The sequence below is a fragment of the Kaistella montana genome, assembly GCF_024436175.1.
Classification (GTDB): Bacteria; Bacteroidota; Bacteroidia; order Flavobacteriales; family Weeksellaceae; genus Kaistella; species Kaistella montana.
Map to the genome: position 1 here is coordinate 1,242,595 of NZ_JANFQP010000001.1, position 25,034 is coordinate 1,267,628.

Sequence of the window (25,034 nt, forward strand, 5' to 3'; positions counted from 1 at the left end):
ATTCTTTTATAAATATTGATAAGCTTCCAAGGTTAAAAACTCCACAAAATGGTCGTTTAAAACAATTCCGTCAAAAATTTCGGTAGCGAGTTCAAACTTTCCGGAAGCAAACCGCTCTTCACCGACATATTCTTTAATTTTTTGAAGTTCTTCGGTTTGCCATTCGAGGATCATTTCCGGAAGCAATATTCTTCCATCGTCTAATTTTGCTTCATTTTTCAGCCATTGCCAAATTTGTGTTCTCGAAATTTCGGCTGTTGCGGCATCTTCCATCAAGTTATAAAGTGCGGCGGCTCCAACGCCCATCAACCAAGATTCGATGTAAAGAATTCCGACATTGATATTTTTTTGAACTCCCTTTTCGGTGATTGTGCCTTTTGGAATTTCCAATAAATCCGCTTCCGAAATCTGATATTCTTCAAATTTCTTGTCAATTTGATTCGGCGAAGGCATGAATTCATCAAAAATATCTTTCGCCACTTTCACCAAACCGGGATGCGCCACCCAAGTTCCGTCGTGCCCGTTTTTCACTTCTCTTTCTTTGTCGGCACGCACTTTTGCAAAAGCAATCTCGTTTTCCGATTCGTTATTTTTTACTGGAATTTGAGCTGCCATTCCGCCCATCGCGTGCACATTTCTTTGATGACAAACTTTAATCACCAACTTCGAATAAGCGCTCATGAAAGGCGAAGTCATCGTCACCTGATCGCGATCGGGAACCAAAAACTCCGGAAGATTTCTGAATTTTTTGATGTAAGAAAAAATATAATCCCATCTTCCGCAATTCAATCCGGAACTGTGCTCTTTCAATTCAAATAAAATTTCGTGCATTTGAAAAGCCGCTGTAATCGTCTCAATCAAAACCGTTGCTTTGATCGTTCCTCGCGAAATTTTCAGGTAATCTTGAGAAAAATTAAACACTTCATTCCACCATTTTGCTTCTTTGTAATGCTCCAATTTTGGAAGATAAAAATAAGGCCCACTTCCGTTTTCGATCAATTTTTGCGCATTTCGAAAGAAGAAAATTCCGAAATCGATTAAAGAACCTGAAGCTTTTTTACCATTAATTTCAATGTTTTTTTCTTCCAAATGAAGCCCTCTCGGACGAACCAAAAGTGTCGCTAATTCTTGATTAAGTGTGTATTGTTTACCATTTTCATTTTCAAAACTGATGGTTTTGTTCACCGCTTCGGAAAGGTTGATTTGTCCTTCCATACAATTTTCCCAAGTTGGCGAATTGCTGTCTTCAAAATCGGCCATAAAAGCAGAAGCACCGGAATTAAGAGCATTAATAATCATTTTTCGCTCAACCGGACCGGTAATTTCCACACGACGATCCAACAAATCTTTCGGAAGCGGATTGCAAACCCAATTTCCGGATCTTATGTCTTCAGTTTCAGGAAGAAAATTGGGCAATTGATGATGATCAAATTCAATTTGACGCATCTTTCGGGCAATTAAAAGACGGTCTCTTTCTTCCTCGAAAACACTATGAAGTTCGGTTAAGAAATCAACAAGTTCCGGTGTAAAAATTTCGTCGTACTGCTCTTTTGCATGAATTCTAAATTGGGTGGCTGTTTCCATAATGAAATATTTATCGGGATTGGTTGTACAAACTTATACAAAATATTTTAATTAGCGAACGTTCGCTAGAAAATAAATTTGCGAACAAATAATATTTTTTTTATTAACTTTGTATCAATCGGATTTTCAAGTAAATCTTTAGAAAGATTATAAATTGTATTCAATAGAAAAAAAAATGACAAACGACGGCAATTTTATCAAAACAGTTTTCGGCCTGAAACTCAAGCAGCAGCGGCAAAAAAAAAATTGGTCGCTACAAGATTTGGCCAATGAAACCGGCATGTCGAAATCTTATTTGAACGAGATCGAAAACGGAAAAAAATTCCCGAAACACGATAAAATCATTCACATTTCCGAAAAATTAGGTTGCAGTTACGACGATTTGGTGTCCACAAAACTTGATAAAAGCCTCGCCCCATTCACCGAAATTTTGCAATCGGATTTTTTTAAGGAAATTCCGCTCGAACTTTTTGGAATTAACAAGAGCAACCTCATCAGCATCATCAGTGATGCGCCGAAAAAAGTGACCGCTTTTATCAACACGTTGATCGAAATTTCGCAGAATTACAATTTAGGAAAAGAACGATTTTATTTTGCTGTTTTGCGAAGTTTTCAGGAACTTTATGACAATTACTTCCCGGAAATTGAGGAAAAAGCACAAAGTTATTTTATTGAAAATCAACTAAATGCAAAACCGAAAGCTGAAGATTTTGAACAACTTTTAATTCAATCTTTTGGTTACGAAATCAGAACGATGAATTTTGAAAATTTCGGAGCTTCCGGGAAATTGCGGTCGCTTTTTATTCCAGAAAAAAAACTTCTTTTACTGAACGAAATGCTCAGCGAAGACCAACGAACCTTCATTTTTGCTAAGGAAATTGGTTTTAATGTTTTAAATCTTAATCCGCGTCCGAATACTTATTCTTGGTTGGATTTTACCAGCTTTGAAAGTTTGTTAAATAATTTTCATGCGGCCTATTTTGCCGGATGTTTATTGATTCCAAAAGATGCTGTAACTGAAAAATTGAACGATTTTTTTCAATCGAAAGAATGGGAACCCGAAGTTTTCGATCAATTAATTCAAGAATTTACCAACTCACCGGAAACTTTTTATTATCGATTAACGAACATTCTTCCGCCGGAATTAGGGATTAAAGATCTCTTTTATCTTTGTTTTACCAAAAAGAAAAATTCAGATAAAATACAGATTTTTAAAGAGTTACACCTCAATCAACAACAAGCTCCACACGCCAACGCTACCAACGAACATTATTGTCGAAGATGGATTGCTGTGAAAAATTTAGTAAGTTTAAAGGAAAATGAAAAACTTACCGATGCGCAAATTTCGCATTACAAAGACAGTGGACTTTCATATTTGGTGATTTCAACTTCGCAGAAAAACCCTTTTTCTGACGGCACAAACCGCAGTTATTGTTTGGGAATTTTACTCAACACCAATTCTTTAAAGAAAATAAAATTTGCCAAAAGCGACCGAATAAAAACCATCAACGTCGGTGTAACCTGCGAAACCTGCAGCATTTCCGATTGCGAAGTACGACAAGCGCCACCAATCCGTTTGGAGAAAGAACTTTTCAACGAAGAAATGAAAAAATCCATTGAAAAAATCAGGAAAAATTTGTTGTAAATCGAATGGTTTAATTTTGTAATTTTAGAACATAAATGATTGTATTTGAATCCTCTGCAACTTCTTTTCCCGAATCGATGTCTCGAGTGTAACCGAATAATATCTTCGGAAGAAGTGGTTTGCGGATTGTGTTATGACCAAATTCATTTTACACACAATCATTTATCGGAAAATAATTTACTTAAAGAAAAATGTTCATTACTTTTCCCAGTAGAGAATGCGGTGGCTTTGCTACAATTTGAAAAAGAAAATCTCAGCAGAAAAATCGTACATCAACTCAAATATGGAAATCGGGAAAAAATCGGGAAAATTTTAGCCAATTGGACTTTAGAAAAAACCGATGTAAAAAACTTAATTTTCGATGTTTTGGTCACCGTTCCACTACATCCAAAAAAGTTGAGAAAGCGAGGCTACAACCAGCTTCATCTCTACGCCGAAACTCTTTCTAAAGAATTAAGAATCCCTTTTGACCACACTTTAATTCGACGAAATTTTCACAAAAAAGCGCAGGCGAAAAGGAGCCGAAAAGAACGTGAAGCAACGCAAAATCTTTTCAGCATCACGAAAGAAATTTCCGGGAAACATATTTTATTGATTGATGATGTTTTCACGACTGGAAACACGATAAGTTCGATAGCGTGGGAAATCCTAAAATATCCTAATAACACTGTTTCTGTTTTAATGATCGCGACAGATTAAACGAAAAAAAAATCCTTCACTGAAGAAAGGAAGGATTTAAATTTTATGTTGAAGCCGTTTATCTTTGAAGTTTTTCGCCATAAGACAAATCCCCTGCATCTCCCAAACCAGGAGTAATATAACCTTTGGAGGTAAGTTTTTCATCAATAACCCCTACCCAAATTTTAGCGTTGGGATATTCTTTTTGAATTGTTTCAACACCTTGCCTAGAAGCAATTGCCGCCACAATATGAAGTTGTGTAGGTTTACCATGATTCAACAAATCTTTGATGGCTTCTATTAAACTCGCGCCGGTTGCTAACATCGGATCTGCAACGATTAAAGGTCTTCCATCGATATTTGGACATGTCAAATAATCTTGTTTTATAGAAAAATAATCATTGGCATCGTGTTTTCGGTAAGCTGCAACGAAACCACAATCTGCTTTGTCAAGATAATTTAAAATCCCCTGAAACAAAGGAACACCCGCTCTTAAAATCGTTGTAATTACCGGCTGAACTGCGATTTCTTTCACTTTAAGTTTGTCTAAAGGCGTGGTAACTTCTATTTCTTTCTGTTCTAAACCTTTACTAATTTCAAATGCGGCAATTTCGCCAATTCGCTCCATATTTCTACGGAATTTCATGCGGTCGTTTTGCACTTCTACATTTCGTAATTCATTAATCCAGGTATTAACAAGCGAGAATTGATCGGATAAAACAGTAATCATAGATATTAATTATGTGGGTAAAGTTCGGGAAAAATTCAATTAATAAAAAACCTTTCAGAAAAAATTCTGAAAGGCTTAAAGTTTTTATTTTTGACGGAAATAAATTTCGATTGGAACTCCGGTAAAACCAAAATGTTTTCTCAATTGGTTTTCGGTGAATCTTTTGTAAGCTTCCTTCACATATTGCGGAAGATTACAGAAAAATACAAACTGCGGACTCGGCGTTGGAAGTTGTACGCAATATTTGATTTTCACGTATTTTCCTTTGATAGCTGGCGGTGGCGTTTGTTCGAAAACCGGTAACATTACCTCATTTAATTTTGAAGTTTTAATTTTTTTAGCTCGATTTTCATACACTTCCATCGCTACTTCTACCGCTTTCAAGATTCTTTGTTTGGTTAAAGCTGAAATAAACAAGATTGGAATATCAGTAAATTGACCAATTCTTTCTTTAATTTGATTCTCGAAATCGCGGGTTGAATTGGTACTTTTATCTTCCACAAGATCCCATTTATTCACCAAAATCACGATTCCTTTTCTGTTTTTCTGAGCTAATCCGAAGATATTCATATCCTGAGATTCCCAACCTAAAGTTGCATCCACCATGATAATTACCACATCGGAATATTCGATAGAACGGATGGATCTCATCACAGAATAAAACTCCAAATCCTCTTTCACTTTAGCTTTACGACGCATTCCAGCGGTATCGACCAAGACAAATTCATGTCCGAATTTGTTGTATAAGGTCTGAATTGAATCTCTCGTTGTTCCTGCAATATCGGTTACAATATTTCGTTCAACATCGAGCAAAGCATTGGTCAAGGTAGATTTTCCAACATTTGGTCTTCCTGCGATGGTAATTTTTGGCAAACCTTCGAAAGGATCTTTATATTCGGTTGTTGGAAATTCTTTTACGATATCATCGAGCAATTCACCGGTTCCGGAGCCTGTAGCTGAAGATAAAGTGTAATATTTTTCGATTCCTAGTTGATAAAATTCGGTTGCAGCCAATTCTTCGGTTGCAGAATCTACTTTATTTACGGTAATATAAATCGGTTTGTTGGATCGGCGAAGCATTTCATAAATCTCCTGATCGGTATCAGTCAAACCTTCTTCCACATTCAGCATGAAGATGATTGAAGTTGCTTCATCTACCGCCAATTCAACTTGTTTGATGATTTCTTCTTGGAAAACATCTTCTGTATTTACTTCATAACCACCGGTATCAATCACGGTAAATTCCACACCATTCCAGTCAGATTTTCCGTAATGACGGTCTCTTGTAACCCCGGAAGTAGAATCTACGATCGCTTCTCTTCTCTCTAAAAAACGGTTAAACAGGGTTGATTTTCCTACGTTGGGACGCCCAACAATTGCAACAATATTGCTCATTAAATTTTGTTTAATAAATGAATTATTAATGGGTTACTTCAACTTTTGAAGCCCAAAAATTTTTGCAAAGATAGGTTTTAAAATTTAGAAATAAAAAATCCGCAAAAAAAGCGGATTTATTTTATTTAAAATTGAATTGGATTCATGTTTTTAAATTCTTTCGATATCTGCACCTAAAGCGCGTAATCTTACGTCGATATTCTCATAACCACGGTCGATTTGCTCAATATTGTGAATGGTAGAATTTCCTTCCGCTGAAAGCGCAGCAATCAACAAAGCGTTTCCAGCTCTGATGTCTGGTGAAACCATCGTTGTTCCACGCAAAGGATATTCGTGATTCAAACCAACAACGGTTGCGCGGTGCGGATCACACAAGATAATTTGCGCTCCCATATCGATTAATTTATCAACGAAAAACAATCGGGATTCGAACATTTTTTGGTGAACCAATACCGTACCTTTTGCTTGAGTTGCTACGACCAAAATAATGGAAAGCAAATCCGGCGTAAATCCCGGCCAAGGCGCATCGGAAACAGTAAGAATAGAACCATCGATGAACTTTTGAATCTTATAATTTTCCTGAGCAGGAATATAAATATCATCACCAAGTCTTTCCAATTGAATTCCTAATTTTCGGAAAGTATTCGGAATTACACCCAACTCGTTCCAATGAACATTTTTAATAGTGATTTCAGATTTGGTCATCGCAGCGAGTCCGATCCACGAACCGATTTCCACCATATCCGGAAGCATTGTATGCTCAGTTCCGTGGAGCTTATCTACTCCTTCAATGGTCAATAAATTGGACCCAATTCCGGAAATATTCGCACCCATTCTGTTCAACATTTTACAAAGTTGTTGCAAATACGGTTCGCAAGCAGCATTGTAAATTCTGGTTTTTCCTTTCGCTAAAACGGCTGCCATCACAATATTCGCCGTTCCGGTAACGGAAGCTTCTTCCAAAAGGATAAATTTTCCGCGAAGTTCGGTTGCTTTTAGTGAATAAAGATATTCGTTTTCGTCATAATGAAATTCTGCACCCAATTCTACAAACCCTTGAAAATGCGTATCAAGACGTCTTCTTCCAATTTTATCGCCACCTGGAGTCGGCATATAAGCTTCACCAAATCTCGCCAACATCGGGCCTAAAAGCATAATGGAACCCCTTAGTCGGGAACCGTCTTTTTTGAATTCCGGTGATTTTATATAATCAAAATTTACAGAATCAGATTTGAAAGTATAATCACCATGACCGTTTTTGGTAACTTTCACTCCGAAATCTCCCAAAATTTCAATCAATCGGTTGACGTCATGAATATCGGGAATGTTATTGATTCGCACTTCGTCTTCGGTAAGCAATACCGCACACAAAATCTGTAGCGCCTCGTTTTTGGCACCTTGCGGAGTAATTTCACCCTGTAATCTTTTTCCTCCTTTTATCTTAAATGATCCGCTCATGCTTATTTTCGGTTTTTATTGTGTTGAAAGTTTCTTCTTTTGTTTTGGTTATTCTGGTTCTGGTGTTTTCCGTTGGATTTCCCGTTTCGGTTGGTTGCGTAGTAAATTTTGCTTTTTTCAAGAGAGTCCAAACCAGTTAAATCTAATCTGTTTTCGGAAAGATCTTTTAAATGCCTAAAAATCACTTCATCCTGAACATGTTCTTTGTTATAAACATTATAGGACTTCTTCATATTATTGGCAATTACTTGGATTAAAGCATCTTTTTCGTCGCCGTCTTCCAATTCGATGGCTTTGTCAATCAATTGCAAAATGCTTTTCCCGTAAAATTTAAAATCGCCTTGAAGTTTAGGATATTCCATTCTTTTTGGCTTAACCTGAAGCTCTTCCATCGTTGGAAAAGGATACGGTGAATCTACGTCTAAATCGTAATTAGCTAAGATAAAAAGGTGATCCCAAAGTTTATGTTTATAGTTTTCTTCGTCTCTCAATTGCGGGTTGCGCTGTCCCATAAAATCTACGATGGCTACAGCCATTTCGTTGCGCTGTTCTTTAGTTTCCAGTTCTTTGCAACGCTCTACAAGCTGCTGTATAATTCTGCCGTATTCAGGCATGTGCAGATGCGTTCTATTGGTATTATATTCCATTTTGCAAATATAAGAATTAGTTTTAGGTAAAAAATCGGTCGTTACTTTAATTTTAGAGCGTTTTTGTTATCGAAAATTCCTTGTTTTAATCAATGTTAGAGATAAATTTCTCTTTCTGATTCGGTGAAAGAACCATGCAGTGATCTGGAGCCAAACGATGACGATTTGCAGCAATTTTATTGTAAATAAAATCGGTAAGAGATTGTGGCAAATATTTCAAATAACTCAAAATACGATATTTTCCTCCCAAAACTTCAGCGATTTTAAATATTGCCTGAGATTTATCAAGATAAAAAGAATGAGGTTTCCAAAGATAAATCGTATTCAATTCTTGAGTTTCCAGACCTCTTTCCTTTAAAAAATGCTGTCCAAAATCGGATTGTAAAGACGAAAAAAGAAACTTATCCCGCGCATCATTTTTCAGAATCCACTGAATCCATTGATTGCAAAATCCGCAATCTCCATCATAAAAAACATAATATTTTAATGAGTTAACCACGTTTATTTTTTCGGTTCTGCAGGCAGATTATGAGTTAATCGAATATCATTCTCCACTTTACTAAAATACTGAATCAATTCTTGCTTTTGCGCTTCGGAATATTTCGCTTCGGAATGAATCAAAACATAAGAATCCAAAGGCATTTCTCCTTTTTCGATCATTTCAACAACTTCATGTAATTTATGCGCCTGTCTTTTCGGTTCGTAAGTAGCGAAAGTTGAAAAATTCAACTCTTTTCGGCCTTCATCAATGTGATCTTTCAGAAACCATGCAATTGGTTGTACGTTGCTGTACCATGGATATTTAGATTCGTTGCTGTGACAATCGTAGCAACCGTTTCTAATCAAGTTCGCGGTACTTTCAGGCGTATTTTTGATGGTAAGAAAATCCATTTGTGGTGTAGGAGCAGGATTGCTTTTATCAATCGGGAAAAACTGAATCAATACAAAGGCTACCAATAAAATAACGAGGATTTTTTTCATAATTTTAAAATTTAAAATGTGAATTTACAGCAATATTTTTTAAATACTTCAAAAAAAATCTAGAAGACTATTAATTTATTTAACCTTTATATCAAATCTTTAATCGCGATAGATATTATAAATCAATAAACATTTTTCAATTGATAAAAACTTTGTACTTTTGTAACATCAATTTAAAAACAAATTAATATGTCATTAGTAGGAAAAAAATTCCCCAATGTAGCAATCGACGCAATGAGCGAAATGGGTGACGATTTGAAAATCAACATTTTTGAAGAAGCGACCAAAAATCAACAAAAAATTGTTCTTTTCTGGTATCCAAAAGATTTCACTTTTGTTTGCCCAACTGAACTTCACGCTTTCCAAGAGGCTTTACCAGAATTTGAAAAAAGAAACACCAAAGTAATCGGCGCTTCTTGCGATACCAACGAAGTACACTTTGCTTGGTTGAACACCGCAAAAGATAACGGAGGAATCGAAGGAGTAACTTACCCAATTCTTGCGGATACTCACAGACAATTGGCTAACATCCTTGGAATCGTAGATCAAGATTTCGAATTTGATGAAGAAGGAAATGAATTCTACACAGGTTCTAACGTTACTTACAGAGCTACTTATCTTATCGATGAAACCGGAAAAATCTTCCACGAATCTGTAAACGATATGCCTTTAGGAAGAAACGTAAAAGAATTCTTAAGATTAATCGATGCTTATACTCACGTACAAAAACACGGCGAAGTGTGCCCTGCAAACTGGGAAGAAGGTAAAGATGCGATGAAAGCTGATAGAAATTCAACAGCTGAATATCTTGCTAATCACAAAAATTAATTAAAAAAAAACAACCGATATGTACACAGAATTAACAGAAGACACTTTGCAACAAATCGTTGCGGACCATGAGCAGGTTGTGGTACAATACGGTGCATCCTGGTGCGGAAACTGCAGAATCATGAAACCAAAATTCAAGAAATTGGCTGCAGAAAACGAAAATATTCCTTTCTACTACGTAGATGCGGAGAAATTACCAGAAAGCCGAAAATTGGCAAAAGTGGATAATTTACCAACCTTTGCGGTATTCAAAAAAGGAGAATTATTCAACCAAGTACAAACCAATCAGGCAGAAAGTCTTATTAACCTTTTTAACGAAGCAAACTCATGAAGCTACCTATAATTAGACAGTTTTATCAAACTCAAACTCCAGAAAATCTAGAAAAAACCGCCGAGGTTTTGGAAGCTTTCTGCGAATTCAGAGGTGCTACAGAAGAAGACATCAATGTAGCGGGAGAACTGATTACCAATATCTTTGGAGCATTGGAGGTTCACAAAAGCGTAAAAAACGGCATGAGTGAAAAAGATGCACTGAACGGATTTGCACAAAAGGTTTTAGGTTCTATCGACAAGTAAAACCAAATGTGTTTACAACAAAAACGCGGGAAGTTTCCCGCGTTTTTTGTTAATTATTTAGATTTTTTTCCTTTTTTATGTTTACCTTTTTGGTGTTTTCCATAATCATCTTTACCGTAGCGGTCGTCATCTTGCCAGTTTCGGTTATTGTTCCAAGAGCCATTTCTTTTCTTTGTTTGTCCGTAGGCATAGTCTTTAGCACTTCCACCATAGATTTTCTTGGCTTGTCCTGGTGGCAGTCTTTTAGCATTACCATAAGTTCCATTTCGACTTAATATACCTGGTCTTCCATAGATATCGCCGGTTCTGATTATGCGTCCGTTTTGGTACACATTTCCGTTTCTATCCCGATACACATCACCTTGTCGGTAAACAGTTCCATCAGATGTTCTATATACTGTTCCGTTATTGGGATAATTATTCGGATAGTTATTGCCATAAACATCATTTGCAGTTCCACAAGAAGTCATTGTAAATGCCAATCCTGCTGCTACAAAAATTTTAAATAGATTTTTCATTTTTAAATTTTTTAAAGTCTTTACAAGATTCCAATCTTAGTGCCAAACTCTAAAAATAAAATTAAAACCCATTATTGCCCCACAATTCGGCTTCGTCTTTCCAGTAATACCACATCACGCCAAACGCCTTTCATTTCAGCGATTTTCTCACGATTTCCTACGATTCTAAAACCAAATTTCTGGTGAATGATGAGACTCGGCTGATTCTCAGGGAAAATACCTGCCTGAAGCATCCAAAAACCATGTTCCTCACTGGCTAAAATTAATTTCTGAAGCAACATCGATCCCAAACCTTTTCCTTGCGCGGCATTTGAAAGATAAATGCTCACCTCGGCAACTCCTTTGTAACAATCTCGGTTACTGATTGGTTGCAGAGCTGCCCAACCCATGATATTCTGGTTTTCGTCCTCTAAAACAAGGCGACAAATTTTAAAATATTTCTGATCCCAAGCTTCCCAACTCTGTGCTGTCTGGTCAAAAGTTGCATTGCCTCCTGCGATGCCTTCTTCAAAAATTTCGATTACTTTTGCGCCATCCTCGGGTTGCAATTCTCGTATTTCGTAGTTCATTATTTAATGATATTTTTTCTTAATTCTTCTTTTAATTCTGGAATAATGGATTTGCTTATCTGTTTCATTTTCTGAAATTACACTAATGTTTCCGTCCACTTCCATAATCGAGAGTTTCACTTCTTCAATTTTTTCTACCCCATGTTCTCGCACCGATTCTTCGAGTTCATCCATCGATATTTCTACTTTTCTTAAATTATCTTCCAACACCTTTCCGTTGCGGATTAAGATGACAGGATCAGACTCTAAAAAGCTTTTCACTTTTGGATTTTTAAACATGATTTTCTTCAATAAAAAATTGGCAGCAAATAGCACTAAAGCAGCAATAAGACCACCTTCCAATGAAGTATTTTCGCCAACCATTGCATTTTGCACCGCATTCGAGATCAAAAGAAGCAGCACCACATCTCCTGCATTGAGCTGCGAGAGTTGGTTTTTCCCAAAAATACGGATTCCTGCCACCATAAAAAGATAAACGCAGAGCGAACGCAGTACAATATTGAGCAGATCTTCCATTGAAAATTTTATTAAAGATAAATAAAAAATAAAATTACCCATCTGTTTTGAAGATTTTCATCTACAAAAAAGTAAAAATCATGCATGATAAAGACAAAAAAAAAACCTTATCGGAAACCCAACAAGGTGATTTTTTCTAGAATTGTATTGAAAAATTCTACGCTTCCAATTCTTTTTTGAGATATTTTGCCGTTAAAGATTTTCTAGATTTCACTACTTCTTCAGGCGTGCCTTTTGCGATGATCTCGCCACCTTTGTTACCACCTTCCATTCCTACATCGATAAGGTGATCGGCCATTTTGATTACGTCTAAATTATGCTCGATGATGATAAATGAATTCCCTAGATCCACCAGTTTATTGATGGCATCCATTAAGACTTTCACATCTTCAAAATGAAGTCCTGTTGTAGGCTCATCCAAGATATAGAGGGTATTTCCGGTTTGTCTTTTTGCCAATTCCGTAGCAAGTTTTATTCTTTGTGCTTCGCCACCCGAAAGTGTTGTAGATTGCTGTCCGAGCGTGATGTAGCCCAATCCAACATCCTGCAAGGTTTTCACTTTCGTAAAAATCTTTGGAATCGGTTGGAAGAATTCAGTGGCTTCATCGATGGTCATTTCCAAGACATCAGAGATGGATTTTCCTTTGTAACGAACCTCGAGTGTTTCACGGTTGAAGCGTTTTCCGTTGCAGGTTTCGCAATGCACATAAACATCTGGAAGAAAGTTCATTTCTATTACCTTTAAACCACCACCTTGGCAAGTTTCGCATCTTCCACCTTTCACATTGAAAGAGAATCTTCCGGGTTTATAAGCCCTGATTTTTGATTCGGGAAGTTCTGCAAATAGGTTTCTGATATCCGTGAACATCCCGGTATAAGTAGCAGGATTAGATCGAGGAGTTCTGCCGATCGGAGTTTGATCAACATCAACAATTTTATCAATATGTTCAATGCCTTCTATTTTCTTGTAAGGCAATGGCTCCTGCACGCTTCTGTAGAAATGGCGGTTGAGAATTGGGTACAATGTTCCGTTAATCAGTGAAGATTTTCCGCTTCCTGAAATACCGGAAACCACCACCAATTTCCCTAGAGGGATTTCTAATGTTACATTTTTCAGGTTGTTCCCTGTAGCACCTTTCAGTACAATTGATTTTCCGTTGCCCGCTCTTCTTGTTTCAGGAATTTGTATTTTGCGTTTTCCTGTCATATAATCGGCGGTTACGGTATCCGCTTTCAGGAGGTCTTTAGGTTTTCCCTGCCATAGGATTTCTCCTCCGTACTTTCCTGCTCTTGGACCTATATCGAGTACTTCATCAGCTTCCAGAATCATGTCTTTATCATGTTCTACAACGATAACAGAGTTTCCGATATCTCTTAGGTTTTTCAATGAATTGATGAGTCTTTCGTTATCCCTTTGGTGGAGTCCGATGGAAGGTTCATCCAGAATATAAAGTACATTCACCAATTGCGAGCCTATCTGAGTTGCTAGACGAATTCGTTGGGATTCTCCACCAGAAAGCGTTCGGGAACTTCTGCTTAAACTCAAATAATCAAGTCCTACATCGAGTAGAAACTGCAACCTTGTTTTGATTTCCTTTAGGATTTCGTGGGCGATTACTTTATTTTTTTCACTGAAAGTATCTTCTACTTCATTCAGCCAAGTTTTTAGATCAAGAAGAGAAAGTGCATTGATTTCTGCAATATTTTTCCCATCAATCTTAAAACTAAGACTTGAAGGTTGCAAGCGTGTACCTTTACACTCCGGGCAAATCTCTTCAGTGGTAAAATGTCTTTCGAGGAGTACAGCGTCATAGCTTTCTTTATCCTCAATCATCTCATTAATGATAGCTACCAAACCATCAAAGTTCACTTTGATTTTCTTGGTGATACCTGCGTATTTTAAATCTTTATTAAACTCTTTGTGGCAACCATGGTAAATATAATCCAAAGTCTCTTCTGGAATATCTTTGAACGGCGTCATCAAACTAAGCCCGAATATTTCGAGAATATTTTTGATTTGTCCGAGAATCCATTTGTTGGATTTAATATCTTCCAAAGGCAATAAAGCCCCCTGATTGATAGAAAGCTTAGGGTTTTCGATAAAATAATCGGTGTTTACCTTTTTGATGGTACCCAAACCTTTACAATGTGGGCAACTGCCTTTCGGAGAGTTAAATGAAAACGTATTAGGTTCAGGTAAAGCCATTGAATAGCCGCTTTCGGCATCCATGAGGTTTTTTGAGAAATATTCTATTTCCTCGCTATTTAATTTTTGAATACCAATGGTTCCTTCGCCCATTTGCATCGCTGTTCGCAGGGATTTTTCCATTCGGTTTTCGGAAGCATTTTCCCCAATAATCCATCGGTCGATTACGATATCGATGTCGTGGGTTTTATAACGGTCGAGTTTTAAATCAGCTTCAATATCCTGTAGTTCCCCGTCAATTCTCGCTTGTCCGTAACCTTTTTTGGACATCTGAATGAAAAGTTCATGATAATGTCCTTTTCTGGAACGAACTACGGGAGCCATTAACATTACCTTTTCGCCTTTGTAATTTTCTTTGATGACGTCGATGATTTGTTCTTCGGTGTAGCTAACGAGTTTTTTACCGGAGTTTAATGAGTAAGCATCAGAAACCCTTGCAAACAATAACCTCAGGAAGTCGTAAAGTTCGGTAACAGTACCTACGGTAGATCTAGGATTTTTGTTGGTCGTTTTCTGTTCTATAGCGATTACTGGAGATAAACCATCTATTTTATCCACGTCGGGTCTTTCGAGGCCGCCGAGAAACTGTCTTGCGTACGCGGAGAAGGTTTCGATATAGCGGCGTTGCCCTTCGGCGAAAATGGTATCAAAGGCAAGAGAGGATTTTCCACTACCTGAAAGTCCAGTGATGACCACGAGTTCGTTGCGTGGTATTTTCACAGAAATGTTTTTCAGGTTGTGCTCTCGTGCTCCGTAAACTTCAATATATTCTTTAGAATCTTTCATTTTAATGCTCCGAAATTAGCAAATTCGGAATGGGCAAAAATACGGAAATTTTATGGCATTTCGCATGAAGGATTGTGAATGAAAAGAGGTAAGATTCAAGAGACAAGATTCAAGAATCTAAAGGGTAAGATCAGGTAATGTTCGACTATTTAATGTTTTATCATCGGCTTGTGGAGCTTTTCTTTTTAGATAAAATTTTAAAAACCATTAAGAAATGAAGGTTCATGAAGGCCTGTGTACGTGATTTTTAACCTAAATAATTATTTTTATGATGATGTTTATTGATAATTCTTATCATACATCAATAAATTGATTGATGAAAGTATTTACTTTTGCAAATCAATTTTAATCAATAATCAATTCTCAATGAAAAAACTATCAATCCTCGCATTATCTGCATTTTTGTTTGCAGTATCTTGTAAAGAGTCTAAAACCGACAATGCATCAACTGCTACTGAACAAGCTGTAGCTGAACAACAAGGTGAAGCCTATACCGTAAACGCAGACAGCAGCTCTGTAAAATGGACAGGATACCACAAAGGAGGTCTTAACCCAAGATTCGGAACCATGAAAACTTCGGGAACTCTTTCTTTAGATGGTGACAACTTAACTTCAGGAAGTTTAAGCTCTGACGTTAACACCTTGGTAACCGACCCTGCATCTGTAGATCCTGCACAAAGCGAAGGAAAAACTTCTGCAGACTTAGATGGACACTTGAAAAGTGCTGACTTCTTTGACGCAGCAAAATACCCAACTGTGAAATTCGAAATCACTAAGATTGAAGATTTAGCTGCAGGAACTGAAAGCAAAACTGAAGGAGCTAACAAAACTGTAAGTGGTAACCTTACCATCAAAGACAAAACTGTAAACGTAACCTTCCCAGCAAAAGTAGCTGTAGCGAATGGAAAAGCAGAAGTTACTTCTAAATTCACCATCAACAGACAAGATTGGGGATTAGCGTACGGAGCAGAAGGAGATCCGAAAGACTGGATGATCTCTCAGGAAGTAGATTTAGAGCTTCATGTTGTTGCAACAAAATAAGTTGATAACGAAATAAATGAAAAAAGGCTGCATGTATTTGCAGCCTTTTTTTTGCACCCAAAAACTACCACGTCATACCATGGAGATGAATCAACCGGTTTTTTGGAATAATTCTCTAATTTCTTCCGGTTTTAGACCCAAATAATCAGAGACCTCTTCTACGGTGACCTTCTGATGTTTGAGTTTGTGATTGATGTCTTTGATTTTTCTAATGATTCTTCTACAGTGGCCGAGGCTGTAGCGGGTAACGACATGAACGTCCACGGCGTCCATAATTAACTTTTGTTTCACGATTAAAAATTTTTTTTTGCTTCATTTTGCTGAAGATTTTGTTTAACATTCATTTAAAAAAACTCATGTTACATCCCATGCTGCAAAAGGCTAAAAAAGTGTGGAAAAAGAGGAAGAATAACCTAAAGAATGGTGTTTTAGGTTTGTCATAATTGGATTTTTTAAGTGTTTGATTCTTTTTATTACCGCAAGAATCTGGCGGAATCATCATCTATTCGTATTATAAAGTACCCGCATCATGGTACCGAGACGATCTGAGTATGTATTATTTAAGCTACTGCAGAAGTATGCAGCAATGCTAAAGTATCACAAAGGATACGGTGCAGCGGTTGACTCACTCAACGTGCTAGTGTTGCGTTCATGTAATGTAGTAAATCTCCGAGGAAATTCTTCGCTTTTTCCGACACCTTAATGAACGATTCGCAGAATATTCAAATAACATTCTTACTCACAAATATAAAAATTAATCTTATTATTATCAACACTAGCCCTAAATAAAACATAATAATGTAACAAAATGTTCGTTTTGTTACTTATTGCATTTTATTTACTATTACAAAGGCTACCCTTTCTTTACCCTTTCCTTTGACATTCCTTTGACATTCCTTTGACATTCCTTTGCCCCTCTTATTCCAACTTAATAAAACGGGATTAAAAAAACATGGTGTAACAAAATGCACCTAGATGGAATTTTTCAATCAAAACAATATCAAAAGTTACAAGAAAAACCAAATGTAACATCCTGTTTGTGAGTGTATTAAAACCATTCTATATTTGTCCTGTAAAACTAGTTGCAACGGAATTACACCGTGCTGAATGAGATTACACAAGGAAGAAGATGGCAGTTTTGAAAACCCGGTTCGAAACGGAAAATAAAAAACAACCACTGGCTCCAAAGTTATCCATTGTAGCACAAAAAGAAAAATTATTAATCTTTTAAAAAGTCAAAAAAATGGCAAAAGAAACATCAATTTTAAAGTTAAAAGGCGTGCTCGATGGCATGAGCTTTTACAAGAATTCCGAAGGACACTATGTACGTGCAAAAGGCGGAATAGAGAGAGAACGCATCATGAACGATGCTAATTTTGCAAGAACCCGTGAAAACATGAACGAGTTCGGCAATATCAACGGAGCAGGCAAACTGATCCGCAACAGTGTGAGCGAATACCTAAAACGCGCAAAGGATATACGAGCCAGCAGCCGATTGGTAAGCGCTATCTCGAAAGTCAAAAACCTAGACAGTGTTTCACCACGTGGACACCGAAAGTTTGCGATTGGATTTGCAACCCCCGAAGGACAGGCACAATTGCTGGGATTTGATTTCAACAAGTATGCTCCTTTGAGCCAAATTCTGAATAAGGATTTTGTGTTGGACCCCACAGCAGGCAGCTTAACCATTGCGGATTTCAAGCCTAAAGAAAACCTGAGTGTTCCCGAATATGCAACCCATGTAAGTATTGGTTTGGCTTGCGCAAGTCTAGATGCTGAGAATGACCATTCGCAAACGGTGTACGCTACTCCGAATCCTATGGTTATTAATGAAGAGGTACAAACCTTGACGGTGACTTTGGATTCACTTCCTACTGATCCGGGGATAAAAATGTTCTATGTATTCATCGCGTTTTACCAAATGATCAATGCGGAGTTGTATCCTTTGCGAAGCGACAAGATGAATGCGCTGAAGCTGGTGCATATTGTGTAGATTGGGGTTTATTTTATAGAAGGAGCGGGCTGAGAGGTCTGCTTCTTTTTTTTAGAGGAAAGAGGAAAGATTGGAATTTGAAAATGGGGACGGCGCATTATGGGATAGGCTTTAGGCAATACGCTTTAGGCAATAGGCTTAGACAATACGCAATTTGAAAGAGGTGGTTTCTGGAAGTTTTAGAGAAAAGAGGAAAGAAAAATGAGGAAAGATTTAAATTGGATTGGATGATTTGTCTTTTTGGGTTAAAAATTTTTAGATTTCAGATAATATGGATATATTTGAGTGATGCGCTACTTGGTGGCGTTTGTAGTAAATAGAAACGAACTAGAAAAAGACTTTGCCTTGAGAGGCATTAAAAAAAGATGAGCTTGCGTAACGCTATGGCGCAAGGAGGATTTTTATTGGGGTATGTTATTTGGGCGCAAAGGTGCTTCGCTTAGCTAAGGGATGGTGGTAAATCTGCAGAATTTGTGAGAATATTAATAGTTTCTTGCGGATTGGTCGGATTGGGCGGATTGGGCTGATTGAGGGGATTTAAATGTTAAATTTTCACTTGACCATTAAGGTATTAAGAGGAGTAATAAGCTAGAATGTGCCGACTACAATCAAACAAAAACAAAACACCACCGTTTCCCATGAATAAGAACTTATTGTAGCGATTTTTTTATTTTATAAAAATAGCATGAAATGTATTTCCAAATTCTTAATTTTACGGAAACATTTAGGCTTTCAATTTTTTTGTTTCCTGATGTTTACAACTATTAATGACATTTACTTTAATTGCTATGAAACAACGACTTGGATTTCTACTTTTGCTTTTGTTTTCACTATCTTTCTATGGACAGCAAAACCAGAGTGCTGATGAATTGTTCCAAGAAGCACGAACCGCTGCATTTGATAAGAAAGACTACCCCACCTCTATCGCCCTTGCTAAACAAGCTTTAGAAAAATCGCCTAATTATACCGATATTGCTGTGTTTTTAGGAAGATTATACACTTGGAATGGAGATGAGGCTGCAGCCCGAAACGTATTTACAGAACTTTTTCAGAAAGATGTTCAGGACGAAGATTTCTTCCTTGCCTATGCTTCGCTGGAATATTGGAATGACCAGAATGACAAAGCTGTGGAAATTTTAGATAAGGGCCTCCTATCTCATCCTCAGTCCGAAGAATTATGGACGCTAAAAGCAAGAGCTCTTTCCTCTTCTAAGAAGTACTCTGAAGCTGAAAAATCGGTAGAAACTTTGCTGGCTATTAATCCGCAAAACACTGAAGGCCGGGAACTCGCCACTAAAATCAATGACTTGAGTGCGAAGAATGCCGTGGGTATTACCTATAATTTCTCCCACTTTGATCAACAATTTGATGATGACTGGCATATAGTGGGAATCAGTTATAAAAGGGTCACTCCCATAGGCTCGGTAATCCTAAAAGGGAATTATGCCAATAAATTTGCCACCAGTGGAACTCAGTTTGAAATCGAAGCCTACCCAAGACTCTCTAAAACCTTCTATCTGTACGTTGGCGCAGGTTATTCCGGTGATGTAGGCATTTTCCCGAAATACAGAACGGGTGTTTCCCTGAACGCAAACCTCCCTAAAAGCTTTGAGGCAGAAATTGGGTATCGACAGCTTTATTTTAGCGAAAACCTTTGGATGTATACCGCATCTGTAGGAAAATATTACAAAAACTTCTGGTTCAATCTCCGTACTTATATCACTCCGGATCGCGAAAACATTTCTCATTCCTATACGGGAACGGTAAGGTATTACCTAAAAGGAGCTCAGGATTATATTGCCTTCCAAGCCGGAACAGGAATTAGTCCGGAAGAAAACCGAAACAATCTTTTAGATACTACCACCTATAAACTAAAGACTTATAAGGTTGGTGCCGAGTATAACTTTTCGGTGAAAAAGACCAACCTTTTTTCTGTTTCTGCGATGTATTTCAACCAAGAGTTTCGCCCGAATGTAAAAGGCAACCAATTTGATATCACCTTGGGATACACTAGAAAATTCTAAGCCTTAACAGGTTCTTATTTTTTATTCCTATAATTGACCATCACTGAATCGGGCATTATTTTACCGGAGGAATAAAATTGGGCATTCATTTTTTTAAAGTTAGCGAACTGATTATTTATTTTGGTGAATTCAGACTGATTATCTACCGCGGATTCTTTCATGTCATTAAGTTTCATCAGCATCTCGCTTTCAAGATGATAAGACCCATAATGATAATCAATAAGCTCACTTTTACTTCTCATCATAGGATAACCATGAGCCTGCAAATCCAAATCTGATTGCAACCCCTTTCCTACCCAAGTAACCGTGGATGGAGTGATGAGCTTATAATTGTTCTTATAATACGCAACAAGAGACGGTGCCACATCAAAATGACTCACTACTTTTTTGAAAGACTTCGCTCCTTTCAGCAGGGGCGAATAGATCACCAAAGGTACATGGTATCGGTCTATTTTAGATTGCATCGTAATTTCAGGCATACTGTGATCACCAGTAATCACAAAAATAGTATTGGCGAAATCCGGTCGCTTACGGTAATTATCAAAAAAATGTTTTAGAGCATCGTCTGCATTCAACACAGACACCAGTTGTTTCTTGTGCATTGCTGCCCATTTTTGTTGCTCGGGAGAAAGCCCCCCCGACTTTAATCTATGTGCAAATAATTTTTCGTAATAAGTACTATTATTAATTAAGAACGGATTGTGGGTAGATAAAGTTAATATAATATTGAAATAAGGACCTGCCTGAGGTTGCTGCACTTGAAGCATTTTCGAAAATACTGCTTGATCTTCATATCCCCAACTCTCTCCGCCATGGCTTGCCGGCAATTTTTTGTATGGAGCATCATAGGAAGACTGATCAACAATGTGACTTACTCCTGAAAAATCTAAAAACTTTCTAGTTTGGTCAAAATCAGCATTTCCTCCATAAAAGAATCCGGTATCAAAGCCATTTTTTTTCAGAATATTATACAGGTTGAAGTGAGCGGGTATTTTCTCCATCTCCATAAACCCATTCCTTCCATATGGCAGTGATCCGGTAATTGTAGGCAGAACAGAGAATGTTCTACCAGAAGAACTCAAACTATTTTCCCAATAAAGACTTTTTGATGCTAATGAATCAAGGAAAGGCGTGAAGTTTCCGATATATCCGTTCGGTGAACTGTAAGCATGTCCCATTCCTTCCAGCACAACGAAAACCAAGTTTGGTGTTTTTTGAGAATGGTTCATATAAGATCCTAAAAAATCTCGGGTTTTTTCTTTTCTCCAGAAAGGATAGTTTGGATTTATCGCATCGGGATCCATTTCTATTTCCTCTTTCGCATTCAATAAACGAGCTATTCCAGGATATTTACTTATCATATTATCAATATTAGAATCGAAAAAATAGGCCCATTTGCTTTTTGCAGCTGTTTGTTCAAATTCATTTTTGAACTTCACTTGAATGCCATTTGATGGGATAAAAAAGGCCAATATGCTAATTGCCAACATGATCACCCCAACATACCATGACTTGAAAGTAGATTTGAAAGCCAGCCACAAAGGAATAATCGCTGCCGCAACCAAAATCACTGTTAATACTATGTTTTTGACATTGAGGATGCCACTAGCCTGCAGAATCTGCTTCATTTCTGCTTTGCTATAGTAGAGAAAATCCGCTCCCAATAAATTTTTGGATTCCGAGAAATAGAAGAAAAGGAAATATTGACTGATAATAACCACTGCCCCGATAAGAATGGTCAACGTTTTTGCCCAACTCTCTTTTATAAAAGATAATAACAAATAAAGCATCCCCATACCGGAAACAAATTTGAAAACAAAGAGCAGGTTTTCAAAGAAAAGATTCTCTGCTATAGCCCTGTAATTATCGTCATTAAAGTTGTAACGGTACCATCCCCATTCGGCAGAAACACCTATTAAAAAAAGTACTGAAAATACAGGTGCGAATACCCCCCAGTTTCTGAGGGCCACTTTAAGAATTTTCCAAATACGATCTTTTAGTGGTAGATTTTTATCTGCCTGATTAAAACCTTGCCTGGTCATTTCGCCCCAATGATGCGTTTTCCTAAAATAATCAAAGAACCCCCTGACTCCTGACCAAACGACGATAGGATGGAAATAAAAAGGCTCTAAAAAAGCAGAACTGATTAGTCCTGTGAAATCTTTTCTTTTGTTATATACCTGATGGCTCACCAAATCTACAAGCACTGCATAAATAGAAAATAAAATTCCTGTGCAAATGACTAATGCAAAAAGTGCCCAAAAGAAAGGCCAGCTGATAATCCCCAATATTAAGAATATAACAAAAACAACATACCCAAAAAACTCTATTAAAGGACCAAGGAACTCAAAAAAGAACCAATAAGGCAGACTCACCATTCCGAGTTTGCCATAATTAGGGTTGAACATGAGCTTACGATGCTTCCACAGTGTTTCCATGGTTCCCCGCATCCATCTATTTCGTTGTTTTTTGAGAACATCTTTGGTTTCTGGTGCTTCGGTCCAACATAAAGGGTCAGGAATTGTTATTACTTCATACGGCTCCTTCAGCTCTTCCATATACTTGCGCATTCTTACCACAAGTTCCATATCTTCACCCACCGTATTGCGATCATATCCGCCACACGCAAGCACAATCTTCCGATCGAAAACCCCGAAAGCACCTGAGATAAGAATTAATCCAGAAGCCCGGGACCAAGCCATACGTCCAAGGACGAAAGCCCGGATATACTCCAAGGCTTGGCTTCGTCCCAATAAGGTTTTGGGGATATTAATATCTACTATTTTACCATCTATAATCTTACAATTATTGGCAAGTCTGATAATCCCTCCACATGCGATGACCTTTTTATTTGTTTGTTCCAAAAATGGTTTAGCAAGTTTCAGGATAGAATCTTGTTCTAATATACAATCTACATCTATACATACCAAATAATCACCGGAAGAAATATTCACCCCTACATTTAATGCGTCTGCTTTGCCTCCGTTTTCTTTGTCTACCACAATAAGTTTGCTGAAAGCTGGATTTTTGCTTTTGTAAATCCCTTTGATTTGATTGGTTTCAATGTCTCCTTGGACAAAAAAATCGGTGGATTCCAATTCATAAGCATTAATCAATTTCTGCATCGAATCGTCTTTACTACCATCATTCACAATGATAATTTCTAAATTATGATAATAAAGTGAGAGTAGAGACCTTACATTTTCCACAACAGTAATCCCTTCGTTATATGCTGGGGCAATAAGACTAAATGTTGAAGCATTGGGATCACCAGCAATAATGCTATAATCGGTAAAAGTATTTTGCCTTTTATAGAGAATCACGGCACCAAGTGCGTAAACAGCAATCCATCCGTAAACGAATACAACTGCGGCACCGTAAATTAGGAAAATCCAAATAACGAGTTCGTAAATAAAATGAGAAAATGTTATCATATTTTTTTCTGGAGTGCGTGTTTAATGATATGAATTAATTCTTCGGAAGCAGTAGGATCTTGGATAAACAAATTTAAATACTCCTGATGTCCTAATGCAAAAAGTGCTTCGGCAGCATGAATTCTGATGCCCGTATTGGGATGCTCCAGCAGTTGTGTTTTTAGAAAACCGACTGAGCCCTGATCGTTGGAAACCTCCATTTTTTTCAAAATTTCGTACTGCGCTTCCAAAGGTTGATCGGGGAAAACCTCGGCAAGAGCAGAAATTGTTTTTTCATTCTCTAATGACAATAGTGTTCTCACCGCATTTACTCTCACCTCAACATCTGAATGTTGCAATAGATCCCATACTGCAGGATAAAAGGACAGCATTTGGAATTTCCTCAGTAAACTAAGGGCAAAAATAACGACTGAGTTATTGGAACTCTGTAACCAATTATTAATCTCTACTTGATCCTCTTCAGGAATGCTAGTGAGCGAAATAAGTAAGCGAAGCTGTTGCCAATCAGAAATATCATGAGAGATATTATTAAGAAAGCTTAGCCCTTTGAATCCCTTGAAAGCTAACATTGCATATTGAGATTCTTGATAAACCATAGTAGATGGATGTTTTAGAAACGACTCTATTTTCGGAAGAGCAGCATCCACTTTCATCGCCGTCAGTTCCTGGATACCACCTGCTATGAGATGCGGTTTTTTCTGACTGAGTTTGCTGTAGGCTTCTTTGCTAAGGTTATAAGTTTCAAACAAATCCTTGATTTCTTCTTGTGCAATACCCGAAAACTTTTTTTCAGTACTTACCAATTTTTCTAGGAAAAGCTCTCTGAATGCAGATCCATGAGAAACCTTCAAGAACTCCTCACTATCAGTTTCCTCCTCTTTACCATATACGATGGCTTCAGATACTTTCTCATCTATTAATCGAGACCATTCGGAGAGATTTTTCAGTGATCTGTATTGGCTAAAACTATAAATGAGCACTGCGATAATCAGTATGATAACTATAACCAGCAATACAACAAAAGCGATGAAAAGTTCGTGAATCGTAATATTAAAAATTACCATTGTTTTATTTTACAGCTATTCTTTTAATCCTAAGCAGCAATTCATTTGGGCTGAACGGCTTCACAATAAAATCTGCCGCTCCCATTCCGAAAGCATTAATTACGACCTCCTCTTGCCCCATGCTGGAAAGCATAATAACAGGAATGTTTTTTCCTGACGACTTCACAGCAGAAAGAATCTCAATACCAGAAGCAAATGGCATCATAATATCGGTTATGATTAGATCTACATCTGTATTTTGAAAGGTCTCAATCGCCTCTTTCCCGTTATGGGTTATAATAACTTCGTGGCCTTCTTTTTTTAGTTTGTGTTCAATTGTTTTCAGAATAAGTTCGTCGTCTTCAGCAATTAAAATTAGCAT

The 25,034-nt window shown here is 37.3% G+C and carries 23 protein-coding genes; 8 read left to right on the forward strand and 15 right to left on the reverse strand.

All coding sequences use genetic code 11. The features are described 5' to 3' along the window. Positions 1-6: 6 nt before the first annotated feature. Positions 7-1,584: a malate synthase A gene (gene aceB / locus NOV28_RS05680; protein ID WP_255928462.1), complete on the reverse strand. Its 1,578-nt coding sequence runs from the start codon at positions 1,582-1,584 to the stop codon at positions 7-9. Between the two features lie 175 nt (positions 1,585-1,759). On the opposite strand from aceB, the gene NOV28_RS05685 reads away from it, so the two are divergent. Next, positions 1,760-3,229: a helix-turn-helix domain-containing protein gene (locus NOV28_RS05685; RefSeq protein ID WP_255928464.1), complete on the forward strand. Its 1,470-nt coding sequence runs from the start codon at positions 1,760-1,762 to the stop codon at positions 3,227-3,229. Positions 3,230-3,274: 45 nt separating this feature from the next. After that, entirely contained in the window at positions 3,275-3,928 is a 654-nt protein-coding gene (locus NOV28_RS05690) for a ComF family protein (protein WP_255928466.1), read from the forward strand. Positions 3,929-3,986: 58 nt separating this feature from the next. Here the strand turns inward: NOV28_RS05690 and upp are convergent, their stop codons facing one another. The 6 genes from upp to NOV28_RS05720 form a co-directional block, all read right to left on the reverse strand. Continuing rightward, positions 3,987-4,637 (reverse strand): uracil phosphoribosyltransferase, encoded by a 651-nt coding sequence (upp, locus tag NOV28_RS05695; protein ID WP_255928468.1) that lies wholly within the window; start codon positions 4,635-4,637, stop codon positions 3,987-3,989. Between the two features lie 84 nt (positions 4,638-4,721). Continuing rightward, the gene (gene der, locus NOV28_RS05700; RefSeq protein ID WP_255928470.1) at positions 4,722-6,032 is read right to left on the reverse strand and encodes a ribosome biogenesis GTPase Der; all 1,311 of its coding nucleotides are present in this window, start codon (positions 6,030-6,032) and stop codon (positions 4,722-4,724) included. A 150-nt stretch (positions 6,033-6,182) separates the two neighbouring features. Continuing rightward, complete coding sequence (gene murA, locus NOV28_RS05705) at positions 6,183-7,490, reverse strand: UDP-N-acetylglucosamine 1-carboxyvinyltransferase (RefSeq protein ID WP_255928472.1); 1,308 nt, start codon at positions 7,488-7,490, stop codon at positions 6,183-6,185. Between the two features lie 2 nt (positions 7,491-7,492). Further along, a complete protein-coding gene (locus NOV28_RS05710) occupies positions 7,493-8,137 on the reverse strand; it encodes a DUF4290 domain-containing protein (protein WP_255928474.1) in 645 nt (214 codons plus the stop codon). Between the two features lie 85 nt (positions 8,138-8,222). Beyond that, positions 8,223-8,636 carry a thiol-disulfide oxidoreductase DCC family protein gene (locus tag NOV28_RS05715; protein WP_255928476.1) on the reverse strand — a complete coding sequence of 138 codons (414 nt, stop codon included), beginning with the start codon at positions 8,634-8,636 and terminating at the stop codon, positions 8,223-8,225. A gap of 2 nt (positions 8,637-8,638) precedes the next feature. Next, on the reverse strand, positions 8,639-9,118 hold the full coding sequence (locus NOV28_RS05720; protein ID WP_255928478.1) for a heme-binding domain-containing protein: 480 nt from the start codon (positions 9,116-9,118) through the stop codon (positions 8,639-8,641). A gap of 189 nt (positions 9,119-9,307) precedes the next feature. On the opposite strand from NOV28_RS05720, the gene NOV28_RS05725 reads away from it, so the two are divergent. Genes NOV28_RS05725 through NOV28_RS05735 form a run of 3 tightly spaced genes read left to right on the forward strand, consistent with a single transcriptional unit; the run spans position 9,308 to position 10,522 of the window. Then, complete coding sequence (locus NOV28_RS05725; RefSeq protein ID WP_255928480.1) at positions 9,308-9,946, forward strand: peroxiredoxin; 639 nt, start codon at positions 9,308-9,310, stop codon at positions 9,944-9,946. 19 nt (positions 9,947-9,965) lie between these two features. Beyond that, positions 9,966-10,277: a thioredoxin family protein gene (locus tag NOV28_RS05730; RefSeq protein WP_255928482.1), complete on the forward strand. Its 312-nt coding sequence runs from the start codon at positions 9,966-9,968 to the stop codon at positions 10,275-10,277. After that, positions 10,274-10,522, forward strand: coding sequence for a DUF6952 family protein (locus tag NOV28_RS05735; protein WP_255928484.1), 249 nt, complete (start codon positions 10,274-10,276; stop codon positions 10,520-10,522). Before NOV28_RS05730 ends, NOV28_RS05735 begins: the two co-directional genes overlap by 4 nt. 53 nt (positions 10,523-10,575) lie before the next feature. Here the strand turns inward: NOV28_RS05735 and NOV28_RS11250 are convergent, their stop codons facing one another. The 4 genes from NOV28_RS11250 to uvrA form a co-directional block, all read right to left on the reverse strand. Then, on the reverse strand, positions 10,576-11,040 hold the full coding sequence (locus tag NOV28_RS11250) for a hypothetical protein (protein WP_255928486.1): 465 nt from the start codon (positions 11,038-11,040) through the stop codon (positions 10,576-10,578). 71 nt (positions 11,041-11,111) lie between these two features. Further along, a complete protein-coding gene (locus NOV28_RS05745; RefSeq protein ID WP_255928488.1) occupies positions 11,112-11,609 on the reverse strand; it encodes a GNAT family N-acetyltransferase in 498 nt (165 codons plus the stop codon). Positions 11,610-11,612: 3 nt separating this feature from the next. Then, positions 11,613-12,125, reverse strand: a complete 513-nt coding sequence (locus NOV28_RS05750) for a DUF421 domain-containing protein (RefSeq protein ID WP_255928490.1) — start codon at positions 12,123-12,125, stop codon at positions 11,613-11,615. Between the two features lie 157 nt (positions 12,126-12,282). Beyond that, positions 12,283-15,117 carry an excinuclease ABC subunit UvrA gene (gene uvrA, locus NOV28_RS05755; RefSeq protein ID WP_255928492.1) on the reverse strand — a complete coding sequence of 945 codons (2,835 nt, stop codon included), beginning with the start codon at positions 15,115-15,117 and terminating at the stop codon, positions 12,283-12,285. A gap of 366 nt (positions 15,118-15,483) precedes the next feature. Between uvrA and NOV28_RS05760 the strand changes: the two genes are divergently transcribed. After that, a complete protein-coding gene (locus NOV28_RS05760; protein WP_255928494.1) occupies positions 15,484-16,158 on the forward strand; it encodes a YceI family protein in 675 nt (224 codons plus the stop codon). 90 nt (positions 16,159-16,248) lie between these two features. Here the strand turns inward: NOV28_RS05760 and NOV28_RS05765 are convergent, their stop codons facing one another. After that, positions 16,249-16,449, reverse strand: a complete 201-nt coding sequence (locus NOV28_RS05765) for a hypothetical protein (RefSeq protein ID WP_255928496.1) — start codon at positions 16,447-16,449, stop codon at positions 16,249-16,251. Positions 16,450-17,401: 952 nt separating this feature from the next. Here NOV28_RS05765 and NOV28_RS05770 point away from each other — a divergent pair. Together NOV28_RS05770 and NOV28_RS05775 are read left to right on the forward strand one after the other, a co-directional pair. Next, positions 17,402-18,151, forward strand: a complete 750-nt coding sequence (locus tag NOV28_RS05770; RefSeq protein WP_255928498.1) for a hypothetical protein — start codon at positions 17,402-17,404, stop codon at positions 18,149-18,151. Between the two features lie 788 nt (positions 18,152-18,939). Then, positions 18,940-20,175 carry a YaiO family outer membrane beta-barrel protein gene (locus tag NOV28_RS05775; protein ID WP_255928500.1) on the forward strand — a complete coding sequence of 412 codons (1,236 nt, stop codon included), beginning with the start codon at positions 18,940-18,942 and terminating at the stop codon, positions 20,173-20,175. 14 nt (positions 20,176-20,189) lie between these two features. On the opposite strand, the gene NOV28_RS05780 is transcribed toward NOV28_RS05775, so the two are convergent. Genes NOV28_RS05780 through NOV28_RS05790 form a run of 3 tightly spaced genes read right to left on the reverse strand, consistent with a single transcriptional unit; the run spans position 20,190 to position 25,034 of the window. Then, the gene (locus NOV28_RS05780) at positions 20,190-23,609 is read right to left on the reverse strand and encodes a sulfatase-like hydrolase/transferase (RefSeq protein WP_255928502.1); all 3,420 of its coding nucleotides are present in this window, start codon (positions 23,607-23,609) and stop codon (positions 20,190-20,192) included. Continuing rightward, complete coding sequence (locus NOV28_RS05785) at positions 23,606-24,673, reverse strand: HEAT repeat domain-containing protein (RefSeq protein ID WP_255928505.1); 1,068 nt, start codon at positions 24,671-24,673, stop codon at positions 23,606-23,608. The genes NOV28_RS05780 and NOV28_RS05785 overlap by 4 nt, the downstream gene beginning before the upstream one ends. A gap of 4 nt (positions 24,674-24,677) precedes the next feature. Next, complete coding sequence (locus tag NOV28_RS05790) at positions 24,678-25,034, reverse strand: response regulator transcription factor (RefSeq protein ID WP_255928507.1); 357 nt, start codon at positions 25,032-25,034, stop codon at positions 24,678-24,680.

Bases quoted from the DNA above. Each gene is read 5' to 3' on its own strand.
- NOV28_RS11250 (WP_255928486.1), bottom strand. From the start codon at position 11,040: ATGAAAAATCTATTTAAAATTTTTGTAGCAGCAGGATTGGCATTTACA.
- NOV28_RS05775 (WP_255928500.1), top strand. From the start codon at position 18,940: ATGAAACAACGACTTGGATTTCTACTTTTGCTTTTGTTTTCACTATCT.
- NOV28_RS05735 (WP_255928484.1), top strand. From the start codon at position 10,274: ATGAAGCTACCTATAATTAGACAGTTTTATCAAACTCAAACTCCAGAA.
- NOV28_RS05725 (WP_255928480.1), top strand. From the start codon at position 9,308: ATGTCATTAGTAGGAAAAAAATTCCCCAATGTAGCAATCGACGCAATG.
- upp (WP_255928468.1), bottom strand. From the start codon at position 4,637: ATGATTACTGTTTTATCCGATCAATTCTCGCTTGTTAATACCTGGATT.
- uvrA (WP_255928492.1), bottom strand. From the start codon at position 15,117: ATGAAAGATTCTAAAGAATATATTGAAGTTTACGGAGCACGAGAGCAC.
- NOV28_RS05720 (WP_255928478.1), bottom strand. From the start codon at position 9,118: ATGAAAAAAATCCTCGTTATTTTATTGGTAGCCTTTGTATTGATTCAG.
- NOV28_RS05750 (WP_255928490.1), bottom strand. From the start codon at position 12,125: ATGGAAGATCTGCTCAATATTGTACTGCGTTCGCTCTGCGTTTATCTT.
- murA (WP_255928472.1), bottom strand. From the start codon at position 7,490: ATGAGCGGATCATTTAAGATAAAAGGAGGAAAAAGATTACAGGGTGAA.
- NOV28_RS05785 (WP_255928505.1), bottom strand. From the start codon at position 24,673: ATGGTAATTTTTAATATTACGATTCACGAACTTTTCATCGCTTTTGTT.
- NOV28_RS05685 (WP_255928464.1), top strand. From the start codon at position 1,760: ATGACAAACGACGGCAATTTTATCAAAACAGTTTTCGGCCTGAAACTC.
- NOV28_RS05790 (WP_255928507.1), bottom strand. From the start codon at position 25,034: ATGCTAATTTTAATTGCTGAAGACGACGAACTTATTCTGAAAACAATT.
- NOV28_RS05780 (WP_255928502.1), bottom strand. From the start codon at position 23,609: ATGATAACATTTTCTCATTTTATTTACGAACTCGTTATTTGGATTTTC.
- NOV28_RS05760 (WP_255928494.1), top strand. From the start codon at position 15,484: ATGAAAAAACTATCAATCCTCGCATTATCTGCATTTTTGTTTGCAGTA.
- aceB (WP_255928462.1), bottom strand. From the start codon at position 1,584: ATGGAAACAGCCACCCAATTTAGAATTCATGCAAAAGAGCAGTACGAC.
- NOV28_RS05710 (WP_255928474.1), bottom strand. From the start codon at position 8,137: ATGGAATATAATACCAATAGAACGCATCTGCACATGCCTGAATACGGC.
- NOV28_RS05730 (WP_255928482.1), top strand. From the start codon at position 9,966: ATGTACACAGAATTAACAGAAGACACTTTGCAACAAATCGTTGCGGAC.
- NOV28_RS05745 (WP_255928488.1), bottom strand. From the start codon at position 11,609: ATGAACTACGAAATACGAGAATTGCAACCCGAGGATGGCGCAAAAGTA.
- der (WP_255928470.1), bottom strand. From the start codon at position 6,032: ATGAGCAATATTGTTGCAATTGTTGGGCGTCCCAACGTAGGAAAATCA.
- NOV28_RS05770 (WP_255928498.1), top strand. From the start codon at position 17,402: ATGGCAAAAGAAACATCAATTTTAAAGTTAAAAGGCGTGCTCGATGGC.